At 40.0% G+C, this 21290-nt stretch carries 22 protein-coding genes; 19 read left to right on the top strand and 3 right to left on the bottom strand.

Going from position 1 to position 21290, the window contains the following annotated elements; all coding sequences use genetic code 11:
- The first annotated feature begins 94 nt into the window (after positions 1-94).
- The 8 genes from ACFPU1_RS07545 to ACFPU1_RS07510 all read left to right on the top strand — a co-directional run bounded on the left by ACFPU1_RS07545 (position 95) and on the right by ACFPU1_RS07510 (position 6471).
- Positions 95-835: an MBL fold metallo-hydrolase gene (locus tag ACFPU1_RS07545; RefSeq protein ID WP_385939856.1), complete on the top strand. Its 741-nt coding sequence runs from the start codon at positions 95-97 to the stop codon at positions 833-835.
- Between the two features lie 289 nt (positions 836-1124).
- A complete protein-coding gene (locus tag ACFPU1_RS07540; protein ID WP_385939854.1) occupies positions 1125-2153 on the top strand; it encodes a phosphate ABC transporter substrate-binding protein PstS family protein in 1029 nt (342 codons plus the stop codon).
- Between the two features lie 118 nt (positions 2154-2271).
- On the top strand, positions 2272-3189 hold the full coding sequence (gene pstC, locus ACFPU1_RS07535; RefSeq protein WP_385940495.1) for a phosphate ABC transporter permease subunit PstC: 918 nt from the start codon (positions 2272-2274) through the stop codon (positions 3187-3189).
- A gap of 10 nt (positions 3190-3199) precedes the next feature.
- Entirely contained in the window at positions 3200-4108 is a 909-nt protein-coding gene (gene pstA, locus ACFPU1_RS07530) for a phosphate ABC transporter permease PstA (protein ID WP_385940493.1), read from the top strand.
- 22 nt (positions 4109-4130) lie between these two features.
- Positions 4131-4961 (top strand): phosphate ABC transporter ATP-binding protein PstB, encoded by an 831-nt coding sequence (gene pstB / locus ACFPU1_RS07525; protein ID WP_054635047.1) that lies wholly within the window; start codon positions 4131-4133, stop codon positions 4959-4961.
- Between the two features lie 25 nt (positions 4962-4986).
- Positions 4987-5634 carry a phosphate signaling complex protein PhoU gene (phoU, locus tag ACFPU1_RS07520; RefSeq protein WP_374701187.1) on the top strand — a complete coding sequence of 216 codons (648 nt, stop codon included), beginning with the start codon at positions 4987-4989 and terminating at the stop codon, positions 5632-5634.
- A 185-nt stretch (positions 5635-5819) separates the two neighbouring features.
- Positions 5820-6182, top strand: a complete 363-nt coding sequence (locus ACFPU1_RS07515) for a DUF1516 family protein (protein WP_054635045.1) — start codon at positions 5820-5822, stop codon at positions 6180-6182.
- Positions 6183-6306: 124 nt separating this feature from the next.
- Positions 6307-6471: a hypothetical protein gene (locus ACFPU1_RS07510; RefSeq protein WP_157049695.1), complete on the top strand. Its 165-nt coding sequence runs from the start codon at positions 6307-6309 to the stop codon at positions 6469-6471.
- A 352-nt stretch (positions 6472-6823) separates the two neighbouring features.
- Here the strand turns inward: ACFPU1_RS07510 and ACFPU1_RS07505 are convergent, their stop codons facing one another.
- A complete protein-coding gene (locus ACFPU1_RS07505; RefSeq protein WP_054635044.1) occupies positions 6824-7057 on the bottom strand; it encodes a KTSC domain-containing protein in 234 nt (77 codons plus the stop codon).
- 492 nt (positions 7058-7549) lie between these two features.
- Between ACFPU1_RS07505 and ACFPU1_RS07500 the strand changes: the two genes are divergently transcribed.
- The 4 genes from ACFPU1_RS07500 to ACFPU1_RS07485 all read left to right on the top strand — a co-directional run bounded on the left by ACFPU1_RS07500 (position 7550) and on the right by ACFPU1_RS07485 (position 14088).
- Positions 7550-9583 (top strand): chemotaxis protein CheW, encoded by a 2034-nt coding sequence (locus ACFPU1_RS07500; RefSeq protein WP_385939850.1) that lies wholly within the window; start codon positions 7550-7552, stop codon positions 9581-9583.
- Between the two features lie 223 nt (positions 9584-9806).
- Positions 9807-10247, top strand: coding sequence for a chemotaxis protein CheW (locus ACFPU1_RS07495; protein WP_054635043.1), 441 nt, complete (start codon positions 9807-9809; stop codon positions 10245-10247).
- 134 nt (positions 10248-10381) lie between these two features.
- Complete coding sequence (locus ACFPU1_RS07490; protein WP_385939848.1) at positions 10382-11254, top strand: ComEC/Rec2 family competence protein; 873 nt, start codon at positions 10382-10384, stop codon at positions 11252-11254.
- Between the two features lie 665 nt (positions 11255-11919).
- Positions 11920-14088 (top strand): DNA topoisomerase 3, encoded by a 2169-nt coding sequence (locus ACFPU1_RS07485; protein ID WP_385939846.1) that lies wholly within the window; start codon positions 11920-11922, stop codon positions 14086-14088.
- Positions 14089-14176: 88 nt separating this feature from the next.
- On the opposite strand, the gene ACFPU1_RS07480 is transcribed toward ACFPU1_RS07485, so the two are convergent.
- Complete coding sequence (locus tag ACFPU1_RS07480) at positions 14177-14737, bottom strand: GbsR/MarR family transcriptional regulator (protein WP_385939844.1); 561 nt, start codon at positions 14735-14737, stop codon at positions 14177-14179.
- Positions 14738-15035: 298 nt separating this feature from the next.
- On the opposite strand from ACFPU1_RS07480, the gene ACFPU1_RS07475 reads away from it, so the two are divergent.
- The 3 genes from ACFPU1_RS07475 to ACFPU1_RS07465 all read left to right on the top strand — a co-directional run bounded on the left by ACFPU1_RS07475 (position 15036) and on the right by ACFPU1_RS07465 (position 18077).
- A complete protein-coding gene (locus tag ACFPU1_RS07475; protein ID WP_157843028.1) occupies positions 15036-16247 on the top strand; it encodes a quaternary amine ABC transporter ATP-binding protein in 1212 nt (403 codons plus the stop codon).
- Positions 16244-17086, top strand: coding sequence for an ABC transporter permease (locus ACFPU1_RS07470; protein ID WP_385939842.1), 843 nt, complete (start codon positions 16244-16246; stop codon positions 17084-17086). The genes ACFPU1_RS07475 and ACFPU1_RS07470 overlap by 4 nt, the downstream gene beginning before the upstream one ends.
- Positions 17087-17156: 70 nt before the next feature.
- Positions 17157-18077, top strand: coding sequence for a glycine betaine ABC transporter substrate-binding protein (locus ACFPU1_RS07465; protein WP_385939840.1), 921 nt, complete (start codon positions 17157-17159; stop codon positions 18075-18077).
- A 60-nt stretch (positions 18078-18137) separates the two neighbouring features.
- Here ACFPU1_RS07465 and ACFPU1_RS07460 read toward each other — a convergent pair whose 3' ends face one another.
- A complete protein-coding gene (locus ACFPU1_RS07460; RefSeq protein WP_385939838.1) occupies positions 18138-18776 on the bottom strand; it encodes a MerR family transcriptional regulator in 639 nt (212 codons plus the stop codon).
- Positions 18777-19065: 289 nt separating this feature from the next.
- Here ACFPU1_RS07460 and ACFPU1_RS07455 point away from each other — a divergent pair, with 289 nt between their 5' ends.
- The 4 genes from ACFPU1_RS07455 (at position 19066) to ACFPU1_RS07440 (ending at position 21285) form a co-directional block, all read left to right on the top strand.
- Entirely contained in the window at positions 19066-19818 is a 753-nt protein-coding gene (locus ACFPU1_RS07455; protein ID WP_385939837.1) for a YtxH domain-containing protein, read from the top strand.
- 170 nt (positions 19819-19988) lie between these two features.
- A complete protein-coding gene (locus ACFPU1_RS07450; RefSeq protein ID WP_385939835.1) occupies positions 19989-20615 on the top strand; it encodes a hypothetical protein in 627 nt (208 codons plus the stop codon).
- 13 nt (positions 20616-20628) lie between these two features.
- Positions 20629-20898, top strand: a complete 270-nt coding sequence (gvpA, locus tag ACFPU1_RS07445; RefSeq protein ID WP_054635016.1) for a gas vesicle structural protein GvpA — start codon at positions 20629-20631, stop codon at positions 20896-20898.
- 108 nt (positions 20899-21006) lie between these two features.
- Entirely contained in the window at positions 21007-21285 is a 279-nt protein-coding gene (locus ACFPU1_RS07440) for a hypothetical protein (RefSeq protein ID WP_054635015.1), read from the top strand.
- Positions 21286-21290: the final 5 nt, after the last annotated feature.

Genomic DNA, 21290 nt, shown 5'->3' with positions numbered 1-21290 from the left:
GCAAAGCAGAAGGCAGCGTGTTGAGACAAAAAGCAGCTGAAAAAGGTACAATGGAATCAGGGAGATTATGAAAAGAATAACTGGGAGGTAAGCAATGAAAATTACGGTTATTGGGTACTGGCATGGCTATCCGGGGGCCGGAGAAGCAACCTCTGGATATTTATTTGAAGAAGAAGGATACAAAATGCTGGTAGACTGTGGAAGTGGCGTTGTTTCATCTTTGCAACAGTATATTGACTTAAAAGACCTGGATAGTGTAGTTCTTTCTCATTACCATAATGACCATATCGCAGACATTGGAGTCCTGCATTATCACAGAGTTCTATCTTATTATGGAGAAGGGTTTGAGAAACCATTAACCATATATGGGCACCAGGAAGATTCACAAGGATTTTCTGCTCTCTCCTATAAAAATCTGGCTGCCGCTTTTCCATACACAGATCAGGCACCTTTAATGGCAGGCCCTTTTACAATTACTTTTGTGAAAACTTCTCATCCCGTAGCTTGTTACGGCATGCGCATTTCCACAGAAAAGGGTTCTGTATTTTACACAGCGGATACAGGATATATGCCCGCTCTTGCTTCCCATGCACAGCACTGTGACCTTATGATAGCTGAATGCAGCCTGTTTGCCGGACAAGACGGAACAGCAGCTGGCCACATGAACAGTCATGAAGCAGGAAAACTGGCAGATGCTGCGAAAGCAAAAGAACTTTTACTTACTCATCTTCCCCACTTTGGAAACCATAAGCAGCTGGTAAGTGAAGCGAAGGAATATTTTCAAGGCAATGTTGAAACTGCGCATGCTGGCTGGAAAAAAACAATCGAACAATAAACAAGGCAAGAAGCTTCCTGAATATACAGGGAGCTTTTTTTAGTGCACTGCTGAAGAGGAGGACTATTACGGGGATAATTTCTAACTATTAAACTGACAATGAGATAAATATAAAAAGTTTGAATTGTAAATTTCTTTTTAATAAATTAATAGATTTCTTTGCGCAATCTTTACAATTTCACAATATCTCCTTTACGAAGCTTCCCTATAATTGCAATTGTGAGCGATAGATACATAAATCGTGAGACAAAGAACATACCTATTGGGAGAAAAGGGAGGAAATTGACAGATGAACACTAAGAAATGGTTATCAGTTCTTTTACTAGCAGCAGCTATACCGGCTGTAGCAGCTTGTGGAGAAGGAGAAGAAGGGGGAACTTCTGAGGAGGCTGCCACGAGTGGGGCGGAAGAAACAGATGGTAATAACACAGAAGAAAATAATAACGAAGCTGGTGAAGAACTTAGCGGTACCGTTGCAATTGATGGATCTGGCACCGTATACCCCTTAATGGCTCGGATTGCTGAAGAGTTTATGATAAATGAACAGGAAGGTGTAAGTGTGGAAGTCAGCCGCGCAGGAACAAGCGCGGGCATGCAAAGGTTTGTGAACGGTGAAACCGACTTATCAAATGCTTCCCGTGAAATTAGAGAGGAAGAAATTGAGGAACTAGAAGCAAACGGTATTGAATCGAGAGAATACAAGGTAGCGTTAGATGGATTAACGATTGTTATCCATCCAGATAATGACTGGGCAAATGAAATGACAGAAGAAGAAATTAAAGAAATTTTTGTTACAGGAAATATCACTGAGAGTGATGAGATCATGTGGTCTGACATTCGCTCTGACTGGCCTGATGAACAGGTAAATTTCTATGGCCCGAATGAGAACCATGGAACCAACGAATTTTTTGTAGAAGAGATTATTGATGAGCAGGATCTTGTCCAGACAATCAACCTTCAACAAGAGTATTCTACCCTTGTCACTTTAATTTCCGAGGATGAGAACGCCATTGGCTTCTTCGGCTATGGGTATTATGCGAATAATACAGATGAGCTTGAAGCAGTTGCAATTGACTTTGGAGACGGCCCGGTAGAGCCTTCTTTGGATACAATCGAAGAAGATGGGGAGTACGGACCATTTACCCGGCCTGTTTTTACAAATCTAAGTATTAACTCTGCACAAGAAAAGCCAGAAGTAAAAGCATTCGCTGAATATGTATTTGAAGTAGCCGATGATTTGGCTGGTGACACTGGATTTGCTCCTCTTCCAGAGGAAGAGCTCAATGAACAGCTTGAAGATGTACAATCTATTCAATAAGGTTTCCTAAGGAAAAGCAGATGAGAAGCAGCTTTGCTTTTCATCTGTTTATAAATATTCTCAAAAGGTGACGGTTCGTTGTGAAAGGAGGCAGCTGCTTGTGCTAAAGACATCAAACGTGCAAGATATCATTAAAAATAAAAAACAGTCCAAAAATGCGTTAAGAATCGTTGAAAAAACGATTCCAGTATTATTATTTGCAGCTGCATTTGTATCGGTAATCACTACTGTAGGAATTGTTTTTACTCTTATAGGGGAAACAATCATGTTTTTTAGAGAGGTATCATTTTTCGAATTTTATTCAGGAACGGTATTGAGGCCCCTTAGCCCGGTTGATCCCCAATTTAGTATACTCCCTTTAATCATGGGGACGTTGATGACTACTCTAATAGCTGTCCTGGTGGCTGTGCCGATTGGCCTGACTACGGCTATTTATTTAAGCGAATATGCTTCGAAGAGAGCAAGAAAAGTGTTGAAGCCAATGATTGAAGTTTTAGCAGGAATACCAACAATTGTTTATGGTTTCTTTGCCTTTACATTCGTGACTCCAGTCTTAAGAGATGTCATTCCAGGACTATCAGCTACCAATGCGTTAAGCCCGGGCATCGTCATGGGAATAATGATCATCCCACTTGTGGCTTCTCTTTCTGAAGATGCTATGAATTCTGTGCCGAATTCCATGAGAGAAGGGGCAATGGCGTTAGGTGCCACCCAATTAGAAGTGACGTTTCGTGTTGTTATTCCTGCTGCAATTTCAGGCATTATTGCCTCCTTTGTCTTGGGCATTTCCAGAGCGATTGGCGAGACAATGATTGTTACGATTGCAAGCGGGAGTTCTAAAAATTTTACCTTTGATATCACCCAATCCATGCAGACAATGACGGCTTATATTGTAGAAGTTACCAGTGGAGATGCGGCAGCGGGTACTCCTATCTACTACAGTATTTATGCAGTGGCCATGACGTTATTCGTTTTTACTTTGACCATGAATATGCTTGCAAGATACATCAGCAAGAGATTCAGGGAGGTGTATTAAGCAATTGAGCATGAAGCAGCCAGAAATGAAACAAGAGGAATATATTGATCTTGACCTTGTAAACCGGAAAATGAACAAGCGTCTCATGTTGAATAAAGCAGTAAAGTACTTGTTCCTGGTTTCTACATTTATAGGGCTGGTCGTCCTGGCTATTCTGTTATATCGCGTAGCTATGGACAGCGCAGGCTGGATTGATTGGCAGTTTTTAACTGACAGACTTTCATCAAATCCGGAGATTGCCGGGATCAGAGGGGCTATTACAGGGACTTTATGGCTGATGCTTATAGTGGGACCTGTAACTATGATACTTGGCATAAGTACTGCCATTTATTTAGAAGAGTACGCCAAAAGGGGTCGTCTTCATTCTTTTATCCAAACCAACATTGCTAATTTAGCAGGTGTCCCCTCTATTGTTTTTGGTATTTTAGGACTTACTGTATTTGTAAGAATGTTTGGCTTTGGGGCTAGCGTCATAGCTGGTGCTTTAACGATGTCTCTCCTTGTTCTGCCAATTGTCGTAGTGTCCGCTCAGGAAGCCATTCGCTCTGTGCCAGGCTTTCTGCGTGAAGCGTCTTACGGGATGGGGGCAACAAAGTGGCAGACGATAAAGAATGTAGTACTTCCTGCTTCCATACCTGGGATTGCAACAGGAGTAATCCTTGCACTTTCCCGAGCTATAGGGGAGACAGCACCACTTGTCGTCCTGGGTATTCCTGCCTTGTTAATTCCTGTACCATCGGGACCAATGGACAACTTTACAGCTCTGCCAATGCAAATATATTACTGGACGATTGATGCTGTGCTGGTTCATGAATACGCGAACTTAGCTGCAGCTACGATCGTTGTCCTGCTTCTCGTTTTGTTTATATTAAATTCTCTGGCAATCCTCATTCGGGCAAAGTTTCAAAAGCGATATTAATTTTTAAGGAGACTGATTGATCATGGCTACAACCTTACGGAAAAACCGTGAAATTAAAATTGAGAATAAGCTAAATGAAGAGCCGGTGTCGAAGGATAACAAAGTGATATATGATACAAGAGGACTAAATTTATGGTACGGGGAGACTCAGGCATTAAAAAACATTGACCTGCCGATTCAGGAAAATCATGTAACAGCGATTATCGGTCCATCAGGATGCGGAAAATCTACGTATATTAAAACATTAAACAGAATGGTTGAACTTGTCCCTAGTGTGAGAACCACAGGTGAAATCCTTTACAGGGGCAAGAATATTTTTGAGCGCTCTTACCGGGTAGAAGAGCTTCGCACCCGTGTAGGAATGGTGTTTCAAAAGCCAAATCCATTCCCAAAATCTATTTTTGAAAACGTGGCTTACGGGCCGAAGGTGCATGGAATTAGAGATAAAAAAATTCTTAAGGATATTGTGGAGAAAAGCTTAAAAGGAGCGGCAATTTGGGAAGAAGTGAAGGATCGATTAAACGAAAATGCTTATGGATTATCAGGCGGCCAGCAGCAGAGGTTATGTATTGCAAGGTGCCTGGCTATTGAACCGGATGTTATTTTAATGGACGAACCAACATCAGCGTTGGATCCAAAATCTACTCTTAAAGTAGAAGAGCTTGTACAGGAGCTAAAGAAAAATTACTCCATTGTTATAGTCACCCATAATATGCAGCAGGCGGCTCGTATTTCTGATAAAACAGCCTTTTTCCTAAATGGAGAAGTGGTAGAGTTTGACCAGACAGACAGAGTGTTTTCCACTCCTCAAGATTTACGTACTGAAGATTATATTACAGGCCGTTTTGGATAAAAGAAAGTGAGGGGCAGAAATGGGTGTGAGAGAGCATTATATAAAAGAGCTGGAGAATTTACGGTCTACCATTTTAGAAATGGGTGAACTCGCAACTGACGCTTTTGAGCAAGTGATTTACGCCTTGCGTAATAATGACCAGATTATGACTGAATATGTGATATCCAGTGACTACATTATTAATAAAAAGGAAACATCGATTAATGAAACAGTTACTCTTATGATTGCAAAACAGCAGCCTGTAGCAAGCGACTTGCGATCGGTGATTGTCGCACTGAAAATTTCCAGTGACCTTGAACGAGTAGGGGACTTGGCAGTAGATATGGCCAAAGGAGGAAAGCGCCTAAAAAAAGGAGCTTTAACAGACGAAAGAATAGAGTTATGTGTCCTTGCAGAACAAGCGTGCGACATGCTTAAGAAAGCCTTGCGTGCATACAATGAAGGAAATGTTCTTGCAGCCCAAAGAATAGCACAGGAAGATGACTTAATTGATACGAAGTATGCTTTATTTATTCGAAATCTATTTCAGCTTGTCCCTAACACAGGAATAGTTGAGGAAGTCACACAGTTAGCATTTATTGGCCGGTACATTGAGAGAATTGCTGACTATGCAACAAATATTGCTGAGTGGATTGTTTATGAGGCAAACGGAAAGTATTTCGACCTTAATTAAAAAGAGACAGAAAAAAGTGGAAATCTTATAGTGTCTTTTGTGTCTCCTCTTTTATCTCTCTATTGTATGACGGTTTTGCAAACAAATGATAAAATTCGTCGTTAATAGTTTGTCTTCCTTCTAACTTGTATTATAATGAAGCAGGGTAATTACTTACACTTACATACATTACAGGAGGAAGAAACATGCTGGACATAATGCTCAATATCCACCGCTCGGTTTGGCTTTTACTTGTTATCGTTTTTGTGATTGCTTACATAAACCTAACAAAAGGCAAAGAAAAAGGGTATAAGATTCCTCATCATATCGCTCGTTTGTTTTATGTACTTATGATCGTTTCAGGTGTTTATTTATTAATTTCTTATGGCTTTCCGATTAACTATACTGTTAAATCGATCTTGGCTCTTTGGCTTATTTATTTAATGGAAGTAATCCTTGGCCGTACAAAAAGAGGAGAGCTTACCGGGAGTCAGCGTACGTACTACTGGGTGCAGTTTGCGATTGCTCTTATTCTCATAATCATGATAGGCTACAATGTCATTTTATAAAAACACAGCGGGATAGCCGCTGTGTTTTTTTGTTCTTATGAAATATTCTGTGCTACCTGAAATTTACTATTAGTATATATAAGGAAGTAAGTCAGCTAAATTTTAGAGGCGAGGAGAGCAGGAAGTGCAATTTCATTTCCTTGGTTTTACGGTAAATTTCCAGACCAGAGTGTACACAAAGAAAGAACAAGAAAAAGCGTTTCGCATGTCTGCTTTAGATAAGCGTTTCTATGAAGGGAGAGAGTTGGCTTATTTAAAGTATCTTAGAAACAAGGGAAGTGCCATTTAAGTGAAGCTGATACTCAAGAATCATCGGTGAGAGCTCTTTTTTGTTTTCAGTATTCTATTGTTTGTTTGTTCAAAGATACACTGGCATGCACCTAAAAGCACAAGTACACAACCGTTCAAGCTTCATTTCATTCGCATTCACGGTGTCTTCTATCCCGGAGACAAGGCTTCAACTAACCAGGAAAGATCAACCCGCTGGATCTCGGGGAGTGATTTCGTGATTTTTGAACAATCAACGACAACTCTACAGCAATTTTGGATCTAAAAATAAGGCTCCAATTATCGTCTTTTGATAATTGGAGCCTTATTTATTTTGATGAGACAGTTTTGTCCCAGACTCTTACTTATTAGCTCTAGGAATTAGGGTCAATAATTTGTGAACGGAATTGACCTTTAAGCTTTTCTTCGTAATATTGCTCTCTATCATCAACGGTCTGTGAGGATAGAGCAACATAAATGTGACTGGGAATATCGTGAAAGATATGGGTGACGTTGTTGTCAAACTTAACATATAAGGTATACGTTTTTTCATCATAGCTGACTGAGGTGATAGCGGCTCCTGCTACATGATCACTTCTATTTGTCATCTGTCAGCCTCCTCTTTAGTAGAATTTATCTTACCCTTTCCCTTTAGTCTCCGGGAAAAAACTTTATATTCCGGGCCATGAAAATATCGTATGTAAAAGGAAAGAGTGAAAAGAATTGTAATTTAGTCGATATGAAGAATAAGGAAAAATGATGAGCAGGTAAGTCTTCCTTTAATAATGGGTCGGTTCTATGCAAGGGAAATGTTGATTTTTTATAAGTAATTGATTGTAGATAAAAGCGCGAGACGCCTTATACCACGATCCAAAGATCCCGCATGATGGTTTTTCTAAGGAAGACGAAACTATGCCCGAGGCGTAAAAGACACCGGGAATGCAAATCTCTCACTTGTAACTTTGGGTGCAAGGAAGCATCTTTTACCGAAAAATCAACAACAAAATGTAACACTATGGTTTGGCAACAGATTCTACATAGCGAGCTTTTCCTCTTTTCTTTGAGGAAAAGACGTACTTTAGCTAATTGAGGTGGATCCTATGAATAACAATGAATACTTAGATGTATTTATAGAAGAAAGTCAGGAACATATTCAAGCGATCAATGATAACGTGCTTCGTTTGGAAAGTGATCCTGCTGACTTGTCAGTAGTTGGAGAAGTGTTCCGTTCAGCTCATACGTTAAAAGGTATGTCTGCCACGATGGGATATCAGGATTTAGCTCTGCTTACCCATTCAATGGAAAACGTTCTCGATCTTGTAAGAAACAATGAACTGGGTGTTACCTCTCAAGTTATTGATATCATTTTTGAGGCTGTAGATGCCTTGGAGGAAATGGTCATTGATATTTCCCAAGGAGGAGAGGGAAAGAAAGATATTCAGGATATTGCAGCGAATCTTGAACGTATCCAGCAGGGGAATCAGGCTCAAAACAGCAGTCCCTTACAGGAAATAGCAGCAGTCAAAGATCAGGAAATTCTTAAACAAACTGAACACTTCTATGATCAATTCGAAAGCACGGTACTAGTACAGTCATTAGAACAAAATTATAATGTCTTTGAAATCAAAGTAATGCTTGATAATCAAACCATGCTGAAGGCTGCCCGCGTTTTTATGGTTTTTGAGGTATTTGAAGGTGTTGGAGAAGTAGTGAAATCCAGCCCACCCGTTGAAAAATTAGAGAATGAAGATTTTGAAAACGAGTTTATTGTCACACTTCTTTCTCAGGAAGAGGGCGAAAAGATAAAAGCCCAGTTAGAAAGTATCTCAGAAGTAGAGGAAGTACATATTCACTCAGTAACAAAAGAAGAGATCACTAGGCAAAAGGACACCACAGTAAAAAGTAATGAAGAAAACAACAAGGAAAAAACTTCTCCATTTACGAATGAGGGGGAGAATAAAAAAATAGAGAAATCTGGCGGTGAGGTAAACAAAACAATCAGAGTGAACATTGAACGTTTGGATGTCCTCATGAATTTATTTGAGGAGCTGGTGATTGACCGTGGACGTTTGGAGCAGATTTCTTCTGAACTAAACAATCATGAGCTCAATGAGACGGTAGAACATATGTCAAGAATTTCAGGGGATTTGCAAGAAATCATTCTGACGATGAGAATGATGCCGGTTGAACAGGTATTTAACCGTTTCCCTCGAATGGTCCGCAGCTTGTCTAAAGAACTAGGGAAGCAATTAAAGCTTGAAGTCATCGGCGCAGAAACGGAGCTTGACCGGACGATCATTGATGAAATCGGTGATCCACTGGTTCATTTAATTCGAAATTCCATTGATCATGGCATTGAAAGCCCGGAAGTAAGAAGAGAAGCTGGAAAGCCGGAAGAAGGAAAAGTCATCTTAAAGGCTTACCACAGTGGAAATAATGTCTTTATTGAAATAGAGGATGATGGAGCAGGAATAAATAAGCAGAAAGTGCTTCAAAAAGCGTTGGAAAATGAAGTGGTTACGGAAGAAGAAGCAGGAAAGATGAGTGACCAGCAAGTCTACAATCTTTTATTTGCTTCAGGTTTTAGTACAGCGGATGAAGTAACGGACGTCTCCGGGCGTGGAGTTGGGTTAGATGTAGTGAGGAATACGTTTGAAACGTTAGGAGGGTCTGTAACTGTTGATTCTATAGAAGGAAAAGGATCCATTTTTTCCATTCAGCTTCCATTAACTCTTTCTATAATAGATGTCCTATTAGTAGAGGTCGGAGAGGAGAAATATGGTTTGCCCTTATCAGCTATAGTAGAAACGGCGATTATCAATAAAGAGGACATTTACAATTATCATGGCCAGAAGGTAATTGATTTTAGAGGGAAAATAGTTCCTTTGGTTTTTCTCTCGAGTATTTTTGATGTATCAAAAGAGAAGCTGGAGAACCAGATTCATTCCCTGGTAATTGTAAAAAAAGGGGAAAAACTGGCTGGCCTCATTGTTGACTCACTGGTCGGACAGCATGATGTGGTGCTAAAATCATTAGGAAATTACCTTTCAAATGTTTTTGCTATTTCTGGTGCGACAATTTTGGGAGACGGCCAAGTAGCACTGATTGTAGATACGAACGCACTCGTTAAATAAATTCCGTATAGGTAAGGATAATGTTAGTCTCTTCACTATGATGAATACCGATATGGCCTTCCCTGACGAGATTCTTGTAGGCTGGAATAATCCTGGGGAAGGCTTTCATCCTGCTGTTTTTCATAGACTTAAGCTGTATTCCTTCTCTTCCAGCCAGGGAAAGCCTATATTATAAACAATAACAGCCAGTAAGAGACCTAATTTAGGAAAGGCGGTACCATGTATGACTACGGAAACTGATAATGACCAATTAAAGATGATTATTTTTCAATTGGGTCAAGAAGAATACGCCATAAACGTTACTTACGTACAGTCCATCGAACGAATGCAAAATGTAACAAGAATTCCTGGGGTCCAGTCTTTTATTATAGGAGTCATGAATTTAAGAGGGGTGATTACACCTGTGATTGACCTTAGAAAACGGTTTGGGCTTGAAGAGAAACATGCTGATGAATCTACACGGATTTTAATGATTACCCTTGAGGAAATAGAAGCAGGATTAGTTGTAGACGGAGCGAATGATGTACTGGATATACCAGTCGATAGAATTGAGTCTCCGCCTGAAATTATAGGTGGAGTGAAAGAAGACTATCTAGAGGGGATTGTTAACTTGGATGGACGTTTCTTAACCCTCTTACATCTTGAAAAAGTATTAAGTGAATAATAGAATCAGCAATAAGAAGCAAGCTTTCATTAATGATTGCTTGCTTTTTTAGAGTTAACATAAGTATAAAATGCTCTGTTTGCTGTTTTATCTAATAACCGAACGATTATGAAACAACGTAAAGGAAGGGTAGAATGAAATATTATTTTATGGTTACTGCTTTACTTCTAATCTCTGGTTGTCAAACGACAGAACCACCATCAGATATAACTCAGGACAACCTTTTAGCTGTACACTATATTGATGTTGGCCAAGGAGATGCGACTTTATTCGAGGCACCTGAAGGGACAATATTAATTGATACCGGACGCCATGACAGAGAAGAAGTAGTACCATACTTACAGAAAGCAGGGATTGAAGAAATCGATCTTGTCATTGGTACTCATCCCCACGCTGATCATATCGGACAAATGGAAGAGGTGCTGGCGTCCTTTCCGGTGGATGAGGTCTGGATGTCAGGAGGGGAACATACAACAGCAACCTTTGAACGAACTTTGGACGCTATCATAGAGTCAGAGGCTAATTACCATGAACAAAGGAGAGGAGAAGAATATGTTATCGGAGATTTATCAGTGGATGTTCTTCACCCAGATGAACTGACAGGAGATTTAAACGAGGATTCAGTAAGCGTGCGTATTTCCTATGACAGCATTTCATTTATTGTCACAGGAGATGCTGAGGAGGAAGGAGAAGCAGCTATGGTTAAAGAAAGCAGGGAACAGCTGCATGCGGATATATTAAAGCTTGGCCACCATGGTTCAAGCACCTCTACGAATCCAGACTTTCTCTCGGCTGTTGCTCCAGAAGTAGCTCTGTATTCCGCAGGAAGAGCAAACGAATACGGTCATCCACATGATGAAGTTATTGAGAGAGTAGAGGAGGCAGGCATTCCTGTATTTGGAACACCAGAGCATGGAACAATCTTAGTTGTTACTGATGGTGAGGAATACTGGCTGGAAGCAGAACATGAAAATGAAGAGCTTCAAGAAGCACTGGAAGCCTCCTGAAAAACTCGCAATGAGTGTTTTCGGTTCTGTTAGTATAGTTGAATACGATAGGCAGGTTTAGGGTGCATCACTGCCTTCCAGCAGTTTCAGTACTTGAAGGAAGGGTATGAGACTCAGGAGAAATAATTATATAAATCCAATAACCCTGAGGCCCATAGTTTTGATTCTTACCTATGACCATGATTCTATTTATGTATAATATCCTCTCAGAAACATCTGTCACAGTTAAACTTGCAGAAAAAGAAATATCCTTTGCAACTAGTGCAAAGGATAAAAGGGGGACGCCTTGAAAGAGAGTACTTTCATGGACGCACCTTCATAATACCAAGGAAACGTTAAGCCATTATAAAGCGATAGTGGTGAAGATGTTAATATTACACCTCAATACACACGCAACTTATTACATTTCATAAAATCAAAGGAGCTAAAGGAAGCCCTTACAAAAGTCGAGCTTGATTATTTACTTTGTAATCTTTTATGTGCAGGCATTTTTTGTTCACCCTTGAATAGGTATTAATAAGGTCAACAAGAAAACTTACTATTCAGCAAATGATTGTTATTGGAGCATTTTTATTCCCTTATTGAGAAAGGTAGTGTATGATTTTTCTAAGCTGATAATCAATGAAACTATTCAATTGATTGAAGAACGATAAGGAGAGAAATAGATGCAAGCCATTGTTGCTGAAAAGGGGAACCAGGCTCAAAAGCTTGCAGCCCCGTTTAAACATAAAAAAAGAGGTCATTATATAGAAATTTCTCCTTGTGATACGTTTCCGCAAGGAGCCTTTTTGACTTGGTGTTCTGGTCATTTATTTGAAATGGTCGGACCTGACGAATTAAATCCTCAGTACAAAAAATGGAAGCTTGATACACTGCCCATTATTCCTGAAACATTTAAATACAAAGTGATAAAGGAAAAAGCAAAAAGGTACCAGGCTGTCAAAGAAGTTCTTCTCAACCCTAAGGTAAAAGAAATCATTGCTGCAGGCGACCCTGGGAGAGAAGGAGAACTTATCGTCGAGCTTGTGATCCGGCAAAGCGGAGTGAAAAAGCCGGTAAAGAGAGTATGGGCTCAGTCGCTGGAAAAAAAGGCAGTAAAAAGAGCGTTTGAGAACTTATTTGATATTGAAGAAACGCGTCCTCTTTATTTTGAAGCCCTGGCAAGAAGCCATGCAGACTGGCTTGTCGGGATGAATATGAGCAGAGCCTATACATTATTAATTCAACAAAATGGCGGAGGTCGTTCTGTCTATTCAGCCGGAAGGGTGCAGACACCGACGCTGGCCATGATTGTCAACCGAGAAAAAGAAATCCTGTCTTTTGAATCGAAGCCCTTTTATGAAGTGATTGGACAATTTCGTTTTGAAAATAAAGTTTTTGAAGGAAAATATCAGACAGAAGACAATGAGAGCAGACTGTTTCAAAAGGAGATCGCGGAAAAGATAAAAGAGGAGACGAGCGGGAAAGAAGCACGAATTGAAAAGGTAAAAAAGGAAACGAAAAAAGAGCCGCCTCCCCAGTTTTTTAAACTTTCTACACTTCAAGAAACAGCAAACAAGATATTTAAGTTTTCTGCGAAAAGAACTCTTGATCTGGCTCAATCATTATATGAAAAGTCCTTAATCTCTTACCCGAGGACGAACAGTGAATTTATTTCAGAAGAGGAAGCACGGTCCTTTCCTCAATTTCTTCAGCAAGTGAAACAGCTGGAACCATACAGAGACATAGCTTCAAACATCCAAAGGGATGTAATGAAGGACAGAAGATATGTAAACGCCAAAAAAGTCACCGATCATTATGCGATCATCCCTACTGAAAATGTTCCTTCTTTACATGAGCTGTCCGCAGACGAACGAAAGATATATGATTTAATCGTTAAGCGGGTAATTGCAGCTCATTATTATCCTGCAGAATTTTATCATACGCTTATTGTGACCCGAGTAGAAACTCACCTCTTTTACACGAAGGGCAAGCAGATGATAAAGGAAGGATGGAGAAGTACCCTTCAAAAAAGCCAGAAGAAGGATGAAAGAGATGTCTATCTGCCCGTTTTGCAGGAGAACGAAACCGGTCTTTGTGCAAGATCAGAAGTGAAAGAGGGCAAAACCACGCCTCCTAAACGGTACACGGAGGGAGAACTCATTTCATCCATGGCTAATGCCGGACGTAAAATTGAAGATCAGCAATTAAAGGCTGTATTAAAAGAAACAAGAGGGCTTGGAGAGGAAGCAACGAGAGCTGGTATTATTGAACGACTGAAGGCTCTTTCCTATATCAGACAAGAAAAACATAGAATTATCCCTACAGAAAAAGCTTTCATTCTTGTGGAAGCAGTGAATGGTACTGTGCTTGCTTCGGCAGAGCTCACAGCAAGGTGGGAACAGCGTTTAAGTGAAATAGGGCAGGGAAAGGCTGATGCGAAGGCTTTTATCGATAATGCCAAAAAACTATCTGATAAATTAGTGAAGGATGCAATTAATAACTCTTCTTCCTGGGATATTTCTGAATCCACAGAAGCCTTGGACAACAGGGAAAACAGTGTATCTCTTGGGCAGTGTCCTAAGTGCGGAGCTGGGGTCGTGGATAAAACAAAACTGTATGGCTGCAGTGCTTATAACAAAAATGGCTGTGACTTTATTGTAAGTAAAAGGCTCCTTGGAAAGAAAATCAGTGAAACAAATATTAAAAAATTATTAAGCAGCGGAAAAACAAATCTAATTAAAGGGTTTAAAGGGAAAAGCGAGTTTAACGCTTATCTCACTTGGAAGGAAAAATCTCAGGGGACGATCACTTTTCAGTTTGAGAAACAAAAAAGAAAACAGCATGTCAATTAAACATGGGATATAAAACAGTTGTTAAAAAGCCCTTTACCTCCCCTCAGGTAAAGGGCTTTTTTTCGACTTTTTCATTAACCCATATTTATCACGGTGCTTTTTTTAAAGAGGGCTTAGGAATCATCTCAAAAATTTGACCGGACTCAAAAACCTCTGCTATTTCTGCAAGCCAATCATAGTATTCAATTGCATATTCCACTTTTTTCAGGAGATGATCAGCTTCTTTTCTTATTTCCTCTTCCGGGCTTTCTTCCCGCAATGTAAGAAGTTCCTCTTTTGATTCATTTAATTCTTCAATGTTCATGTCGGATACATGCTTCCAGCGTTCTGCAAACATATCAGCAAAGCTTTGATACCAGTCATCCTTAAACTGGTACAAATCTTTGCGTTCGCCTTTTTTCAATACTTTTTTCACTGCTCTCATATCAAGCAGGTATCTTACTCCCGTAGACATGCTTGTTTTACTCATTTGCAGATCTTCTTTTAATTCATCTAAAGTTAAGGGCCTATTTGAAAAGTACAGCGAGCCGTAGATCCGGCCTGTTGACAAAGGAATACCGTTATAATTCATGCTTCTTGCTATCGATTCCACTGACCGTTCCTTGGACTGTAAAAGAAACTCTTCATTTAATTCTTTTGATTCCGGCATGTAGGACAACCCTTTCATTAATGGTAAGGCTTTAATCTAAATACGTTTTATGACTTTCTTTAATAGTAAGTACATTAACACTAAAAGTAAATTAAAGCTATTTCCAGCAATACTTAGGTATTTACATGTAAATGATAGAAAATATATGGGTGTATTGCGTACAGTATGTACTGTACAAAATTTACGCAAAAAAACTCACTATATGGAATTTGTTTCGTAATTTTGCAAAGAGTATAATTAGCTAGGTGTTCTATATTAGGAAAAAAGAACTAGACGATGTCGAAACGAGGTGTCAAGTTTGTCTAAGCCCAAAATCAAGGTAAATCAGTTGACAAAGATTTTTGGGAAGTCCCCTAAACAAGCAATGGAGCTGCTGAAACAGGGAAAAACCAAAGAGGAGATATTAAAGGAAACTGGAATGGGAGTAGGGGTTAACCAGGCTACATTTGAAGTCAAGAATGGTGAAATATTTGTCATCATGGGCTTGTCTGGAAGCGGAAAATCAACTTTGGTCAGAATGTTAAATCGATTAATAGATCCATCTTTTGGAGAAATCTACATTGACGATGATGAAATCGTGAAACTGAAGCCAGATAAGCTTAGAGAAGTACGACGGAAAAAAATGAGCATGGTGTTTCAAAACTTTGCATTATTTCCTCATAGAACTGTGCTCGATAACACAGAGTATGGGCTTGAGGTTCAAGGCGTCCCTAAAAGTGAACGAGAGAAAAAGGCTACAACATCACTGGAGCTAGTCGGGTTAAAAGGGTACGAACAAAGCTATCCATCTGAATTAAGTGGTGGAATGCAGCAAAGAGTAGGACTTGCCAGGGCCTTGGCTAATGATCCGGATATTTTGTTAATGGATGAAGCTTTTAGTGCTCTCGATCCCTTGATCCGAAAGGACATGCAAGATGAGCTTCTTGAATTACAGGAGTCAATGGAGAAAACAATCGTCTTTATTACTCATGATCTTGATGAAGCGTTAAGAATTGGAGATCGTATTGCGCTCATGAAAGATGGAGCAATTGTACAGATAGGGACTCCAGAAGAAATCATGATGAATCCGGCAAATGACTATGTTGAAAGATTTGTTGAAGACGTAGACCTTTCAAAGGTGCTGACGGCTTCACATGTCATGAAACGGCCCGAAACTATTCCAAAAGACCGTGGAGTCCGTGTTGCTTTGCAGATGATGAAGGACGCTGGCGTCTCAAGCTTGTATGTTACTGATAAAAAGAAACGATACGCCGGGGCCGTAACAGTGGATGATGCTGCAAATGCAGTGAAAAATAATCAATCTCTTGAAGACATTTTACTTACGGATCTTCCGGAAGTGGCGCCTGATACATTACTAAATGACATGTTTGACAAAATGGCCTCGTCTCCCCTGCCGGTTCCGGTAATTAATGAAGAAGGCAAGATTCTCGGAATTATTGTCAGGTCTAAAGTAATAGGAGCACTGTCAGGAAGTGATGAACATTTAAACGAAGTGAGGGGAGTTAAATGACCATACTAATGTACCAAATTCCCCTGGGAGCTTGGGTAGATCGATTCGTTGATTTTTTAACAGCTAACTTTGCTTTTATTTTTGATGGAGCAGCTATCCTTATAAACTGGATTGTAAGCGGTATTGCTTCCATACTTGCATTTGCTCCGGCTTTACTTCTGATTGCAATATTCACTGCGCTGGCGTGGTGGACAAGCAGGTGGCCGATAGGAATATTTACCGGACTTGGTCTTCTCTTGATTTACAACCTTGGATACTGGGACGGCACGATTCTAACGCTCTCCCTTGTGTTAACAGCAGTATTTATTTCAATTGTCATAGGTGTTCCTATCGGGATATGGAGTTCTCAAAATAATACTGTAAAAAACGTTTTAACTCCTATCCTGGATTTCATGCAGACGATGCCTGCTTTTGTATATTTAATTCCAGCTATCCTTTTCTTTGGTATTGGAATGGTTCCTGGAATTATAGCTTCTGTCGTTTTTGCGATGCCGCCAACAATCCGGCTCACAAACTTAGGAATCCGCCAGGTTCCTGATGAACTGGTGGAAGCTTCAAACGCATTTGGCTCAACCAGGTGGCAAAAGCTGAAAAAAGTCCAGCTTCCGCTTGCTACTCCGACGATAATGGCTGGTATTAATCAAAGTATTATGCTTGCTTTGTCCATGGTTGTCATCGCTTCATTGGTAGGTGCTCCTGGACTTGGGACTGATGTATACAGAGCGGTAACGCAAATTCAGGTGGGTACCGGGTTTGAGGCAGGATTGTCGATTGTCATTCTTGCAATCATGCTGGACAGAATATCTCAAAATCTTGGACGAAGAAATAGTAAAGAATAAACTCTTACCTGTATTTTATGAAACAGGTAATTGTAAATAAATCATTGACTAAGAAGAGGGGTTTTTACTTATGAAGAACAAACGCTTTTTAGCACTTGGAGGAGCTGTTAGTTTTGCTTTGGTTCTTGGTGCATGCGGAGATGGCGATGTCGTTGATGAGCTTGAAGAGGGTGCTCCAGAGGAAGAGACAGACGAAGCTGCTGAAGGTGGCGAAGAGAGAGGAACTCTTAACATTGGTTTAAATAACTGGGCAGAAAACGTGGCAGTATCTAATATGTGGAAAGTCATCCTTGAAGAACAAGGATATGATGTAGAGCTGACAATGCTTGAAAAAGCACCGGTATGGCAGGGGGTTGCTCAGGGCGACCTTGATATTGCTCCTGAAGTATGGCTTCCTATTACCGATGAGCCTCTTTATGAAGAATATGAGGATCAAATTGAACTTCGAGAAATATGGTATGAAGGAACAGGCCTTGGGCTAGTAGTACCTGAATATGTAGACATAGACAGCATTGAAGAACTAAATGACCACGCAGATGAAATGGATGGACGCATCATCGGTATTGACCCGGGAGCCAGCCTTATGCGTTTGTCCAATGAAGCTGTGGAAGAATATGATCTTGATTACGACCTGGTTGACAGTTCAGAACCAGCAATGATGACTGAATTAGACAGTGCCTACCAAAACGAAGAACCCATTGTGGTCACTCTTTGGAATCCTCATTGGGCCTTTGCGGATTATGATTTAAAGTATCTGGATGATCCAGAGAATGTTTATGGTGATCCAGATGATATCTATTATATGACAAGAACCGGGTTTGAGGATGACCATGCAGAGGTTGTAGAATGGTTTGATGCCTGGCATATGGATGATGACTCTTTAGGCGAACTTATGTCGGTAATTAACGATGCTGACGATGAGGAAGAAGGGGCAAGAGAGTGGATTGAAGACAATCGTGAACTGGTTGATGAATGGTTGGGAGAAGAATAAACAAAAATTGAAGTGAAAAGTCCTGCAGATCTTTTATCTGCAGGACTTTTTGAATTCCCGTTATATTAAGCTTTTTCTCAACTTTTCCTCAAACTTAATATTTACATATGCTTTCACAAAACGCTCTCTTTTCATTGTATCTTCCACACGAAGAAAAAGAGCTCTTTTTTGTCGTTCGCTTAGAGGAAGCGTATTCCAGCGAGTTAACGCTTCCGTTTCAAGATCTTCCTCAATTTGCCGTCGAAGGAGGAGGTCATGAATTCTCTCTTCTCTTTCTTCCTCTTTTGATTTAGCTTCTGGAAGTGCTTTTAACAATTCATCATAAGCTGATTGCAGTCTCTCCATTCTAGCTCTGGAAATCTTATCAGCCGTATTATGTATTTCCCGTAGCAGTTCTTGTTTAAGTGAGTGCAAGTCAATAGTCTGAGGAGAAGCAGGCTCGGCATCCGGTGGGAAAGGCCGGAGTTCAAAATGGTTGGGAAGTTCGTTAAAGATGCCTTCGAGAGACCATTTTTTGTCGCGTTGTTTTTTTATAAACACCCCTATTCTGACATCTAATTCCTCATAAATTTTTTCATTATCAGTTCTGTTAATGTAATGAATATTTCTTTCTTCGAGTTTTTTAAACCAGCCATCTACAGTGTTAACATGCTTGCCGATTTCCTTGGCAAAATCACTGATTTTCCAGTACTGATTCATCGCTTAATCACCTCTTTGTGGACAATATGTGGTACTAAAATCATACCCCGATAAAGAGGATAAGGCAAAGCTAATTTCAGGGAAGTAAATCTGAAATTCTTATGACCAATATATGGAATGCCCAGTGGGGCGAAACAATAACCTGCCCTTTTAGGACAAGGGTTTCATGTTTTCTGCCAATTTCACCATAAGCTGTTTCTGGACTTGTCTTTCACCATTTTTAGTTTGAAAGATGAAGTGAGGGGTATAGCCAAAGTAAGAATCGAAAAGCAGTAAGGAGGAAGATGAAATGCCAACTCAACCTGTAGGAGAAAAAAGAGACGACAATCAAACAACTGAATATGGCAGAAGAGATCCTAATCCAAAACCAAAATCAAAATCACAAGAAACCCAAAGCAAATCTGAGAACACAATGGGAAAAAAGGTAGCGAATAAATTAAAAAGTAAGGAATTTATTCAGGGTGCAGTTGTAGGAGGAATTGTTGGTACGGCTACTACAATGCTGACCTCTCCTAAGAGCGGTAAAGAAGTGCGCCAAGGCATCACTGATAATTATGAAAAGACAGCACAAAAAGGAAAAGAGGCGTATGAGCGTACAACTCAAAAAGGAAAAGATAAAGTGCAGGGTTTGAAAGATCAATCCACCCAGGGAGTGGAAAAGCTTAAAGGGAAAGTAGGCCAGGTACAGCAGGATGTTCAAAACTGGACTTCTCAAAAACAGGAAGCTATTGCTGATAATCTAAAAGACAAAGCATCCAGATTCTCTAAAAATGGTGCTTCTCAAGAAGAGGAGGAGCCAAACAACGAAGCTAGTGAAGAAGATACTTCCTATATGGATGAAGATACAGAAAATGAGAATCAAGAAGTTTACCATGAAGAAGGCGAAGAGATGGAAGAAGATTCTGGTGAAGAAAATGAGGAATCAGAAGAAGAGGAATCAGAAGAGGAATATGAGGAAGACGAGTACGAGGATGAAGATGAATACGATGAAGATGAGCTTGAAGACGATGACGATGACGATGAGGAAGATGAACAGCGATAAAGAGTTGTATATTCCCGGTGGAAGAAAGACATCAGTGAACTTACTTACGTGGGAATAACCATCCTTTATTATCGATTCATCTCTGTAATATCGGCACTGATAAGAAGGATGACTCCATCTGCCTTCTACACATGTACCGATAGGGCAAGAAAGGTGGTATTGACTCTTTTATGGCTGAAAATTCCAATCAAAATAAAAATAACAGTAATGGAAAACGTGCTGCCCTTGTAGCTGGAGGCATAGGGCTTGCTGGCGCCTCCTTATCACTTGTTAATAAAAAAGTGCGTAAAAAAGCGAAAAAAGCAAAAGAACACACCAAAGAAGAAATAAAGGATCAGGCCAAAGATACGGTTGACGACATGCCTAAGACAAAGAATGCAGCTGCAGCGACAGCTGTCGGCAAAAAGTTCTACAACCTTTTTGAAAAAGTAAGAAAGACCAAAGAGGAAGTCAAGGATGAGCTTCAGGATAAAGGCGAAGAAGCCAAAGAAAACCTTGAAGATGCGAAGGGGCAGCTGAAAGAAAAAGGTGAAGAGGCCAAAGAAAATCTCCAAGGAGCTAAAGATGAGATGCAGGGCAAAGGAAATGACTCACAAAATAAAGCAGGAGGCATCAAGGGTAAGTTAAAGGAACAAGGCGAAAACATGAAAGAAGAGCTGAAGGATAATGCCTTAACCAATCCTGATGACTCCAATGATGATGAGGGAATTAAAAAGCCCAGTGATATTAAAGGCCCGATGGATGTAAAAGGAGCCAACGATATTAAAGGGGCAACGGATATTAAAAAAGTAGATTAAGGAGTGAAAAATAATGGCTATTCAGAAAAGCACAGATACTTCAAGTCTAGCAGAAGTCATTGACAGAATTCTTGATAAGGGAGTTGTCATTGATCTTTATGCTCGTATTTCTCTAGTGGGTATTGAACTTATTACCATTGAAGCTCGCGTTGTTATTGCAAGTGTGGATACTTGGTTGCGCTATGCAGAAGCAGTTGGGCTATTAAGAGATGAAGTACAGGGAGAAATTGATGAAGAAGTCGGAGACGATGGGCGAGGAGCCAACCAGCTTAACTTTGCGTAGGAATAAATAACAATTCTGGCATATACGAATTTCGTATATGCCGGTTCTCTTTATAATTTAACAAGCTTTTCATAAGAAGCTTAGTCTCCAAAACAGAGGTGTAGATGAATGGCTAGTAAACTTGAAGAAGTAATTAATACTGTTAAAAGTTTTTTTCGTGAGAATGTTTACCCGGTTTATCGTATAACATCCATAGTCACTGAAGAGAAACATTGGGAAGTAGAACTGGAAGTCATAGAAGAAAAAGAATATATGAAAAAATACGGCAGGGATCAATTGATTGGAGTTTATCAAGCGCGTGTTAACGAGGACATGGAAATCGTAGCTTTTGAAAGGAAAAGCTTAAGACAGAGAACGGCAACACTAGAAGCGGAAGAGAGGGGGTAAAAGGG

The organism is Thalassorhabdus alkalitolerans (genome assembly GCF_042656525.1).
In the GTDB taxonomy this organism is placed as follows: Bacteria; Bacillota; Bacilli; order Bacillales; family Marinococcaceae; genus Thalassorhabdus; species Thalassorhabdus alkalitolerans.
The sequence above is the reverse complement of the archived record's forward strand: the minus strand, read 5'-3'. Positions and strand labels throughout refer to the sequence as shown.

Excerpts from the sequence above, each read along its gene's own strand:
- ACFPU1_RS07545 (WP_385939856.1), top strand. The coding sequence starts at position 95 with ATGAAAATTACGGTTATTGGGTACTGGCATGGCTATCCGGGGGCCGGA.
- ACFPU1_RS07540 (WP_385939854.1), top strand. The coding sequence starts at position 1,125 with ATGAACACTAAGAAATGGTTATCAGTTCTTTTACTAGCAGCAGCTATA.
- pstA (WP_385940493.1), top strand. The coding sequence starts at position 3,200 with ATGAAGCAGCCAGAAATGAAACAAGAGGAATATATTGATCTTGACCTT.
- pstB (WP_054635047.1), top strand. The coding sequence starts at position 4,131 with ATGGCTACAACCTTACGGAAAAACCGTGAAATTAAAATTGAGAATAAG.
- ACFPU1_RS07515 (WP_054635045.1), top strand. The coding sequence starts at position 5,820 with ATGCTGGACATAATGCTCAATATCCACCGCTCGGTTTGGCTTTTACTT.
- ACFPU1_RS07505 (WP_054635044.1), bottom strand. The coding sequence starts at position 7,057 with ATGACAAATAGAAGTGATCATGTAGCAGGAGCCGCTATCACCTCAGTC.
- ACFPU1_RS07500 (WP_385939850.1), top strand. The coding sequence starts at position 7,550 with ATGAATAACAATGAATACTTAGATGTATTTATAGAAGAAAGTCAGGAA.
- ACFPU1_RS07495 (WP_054635043.1), top strand. The coding sequence starts at position 9,807 with ATGACTACGGAAACTGATAATGACCAATTAAAGATGATTATTTTTCAA.
- ACFPU1_RS07490 (WP_385939848.1), top strand. The coding sequence starts at position 10,382 with ATGAAATATTATTTTATGGTTACTGCTTTACTTCTAATCTCTGGTTGT.
- ACFPU1_RS07485 (WP_385939846.1), top strand. The coding sequence starts at position 11,920 with ATGCAAGCCATTGTTGCTGAAAAGGGGAACCAGGCTCAAAAGCTTGCA.
- ACFPU1_RS07480 (WP_385939844.1), bottom strand. The coding sequence starts at position 14,737 with ATGCCGGAATCAAAAGAATTAAATGAAGAGTTTCTTTTACAGTCCAAG.
- ACFPU1_RS07470 (WP_385939842.1), top strand. The coding sequence starts at position 16,244 with ATGACCATACTAATGTACCAAATTCCCCTGGGAGCTTGGGTAGATCGA.
- ACFPU1_RS07465 (WP_385939840.1), top strand. The coding sequence starts at position 17,157 with ATGAAGAACAAACGCTTTTTAGCACTTGGAGGAGCTGTTAGTTTTGCT.
- ACFPU1_RS07460 (WP_385939838.1), bottom strand. The coding sequence starts at position 18,776 with ATGAATCAGTACTGGAAAATCAGTGATTTTGCCAAGGAAATCGGCAAG.
- ACFPU1_RS07455 (WP_385939837.1), top strand. The coding sequence starts at position 19,066 with ATGCCAACTCAACCTGTAGGAGAAAAAAGAGACGACAATCAAACAACT.
- ACFPU1_RS07450 (WP_385939835.1), top strand. The coding sequence starts at position 19,989 with ATGGCTGAAAATTCCAATCAAAATAAAAATAACAGTAATGGAAAACGT.
- gvpA (WP_054635016.1), top strand. The coding sequence starts at position 20,629 with ATGGCTATTCAGAAAAGCACAGATACTTCAAGTCTAGCAGAAGTCATT.
- ACFPU1_RS07440 (WP_054635015.1), top strand. The coding sequence starts at position 21,007 with ATGGCTAGTAAACTTGAAGAAGTAATTAATACTGTTAAAAGTTTTTTT.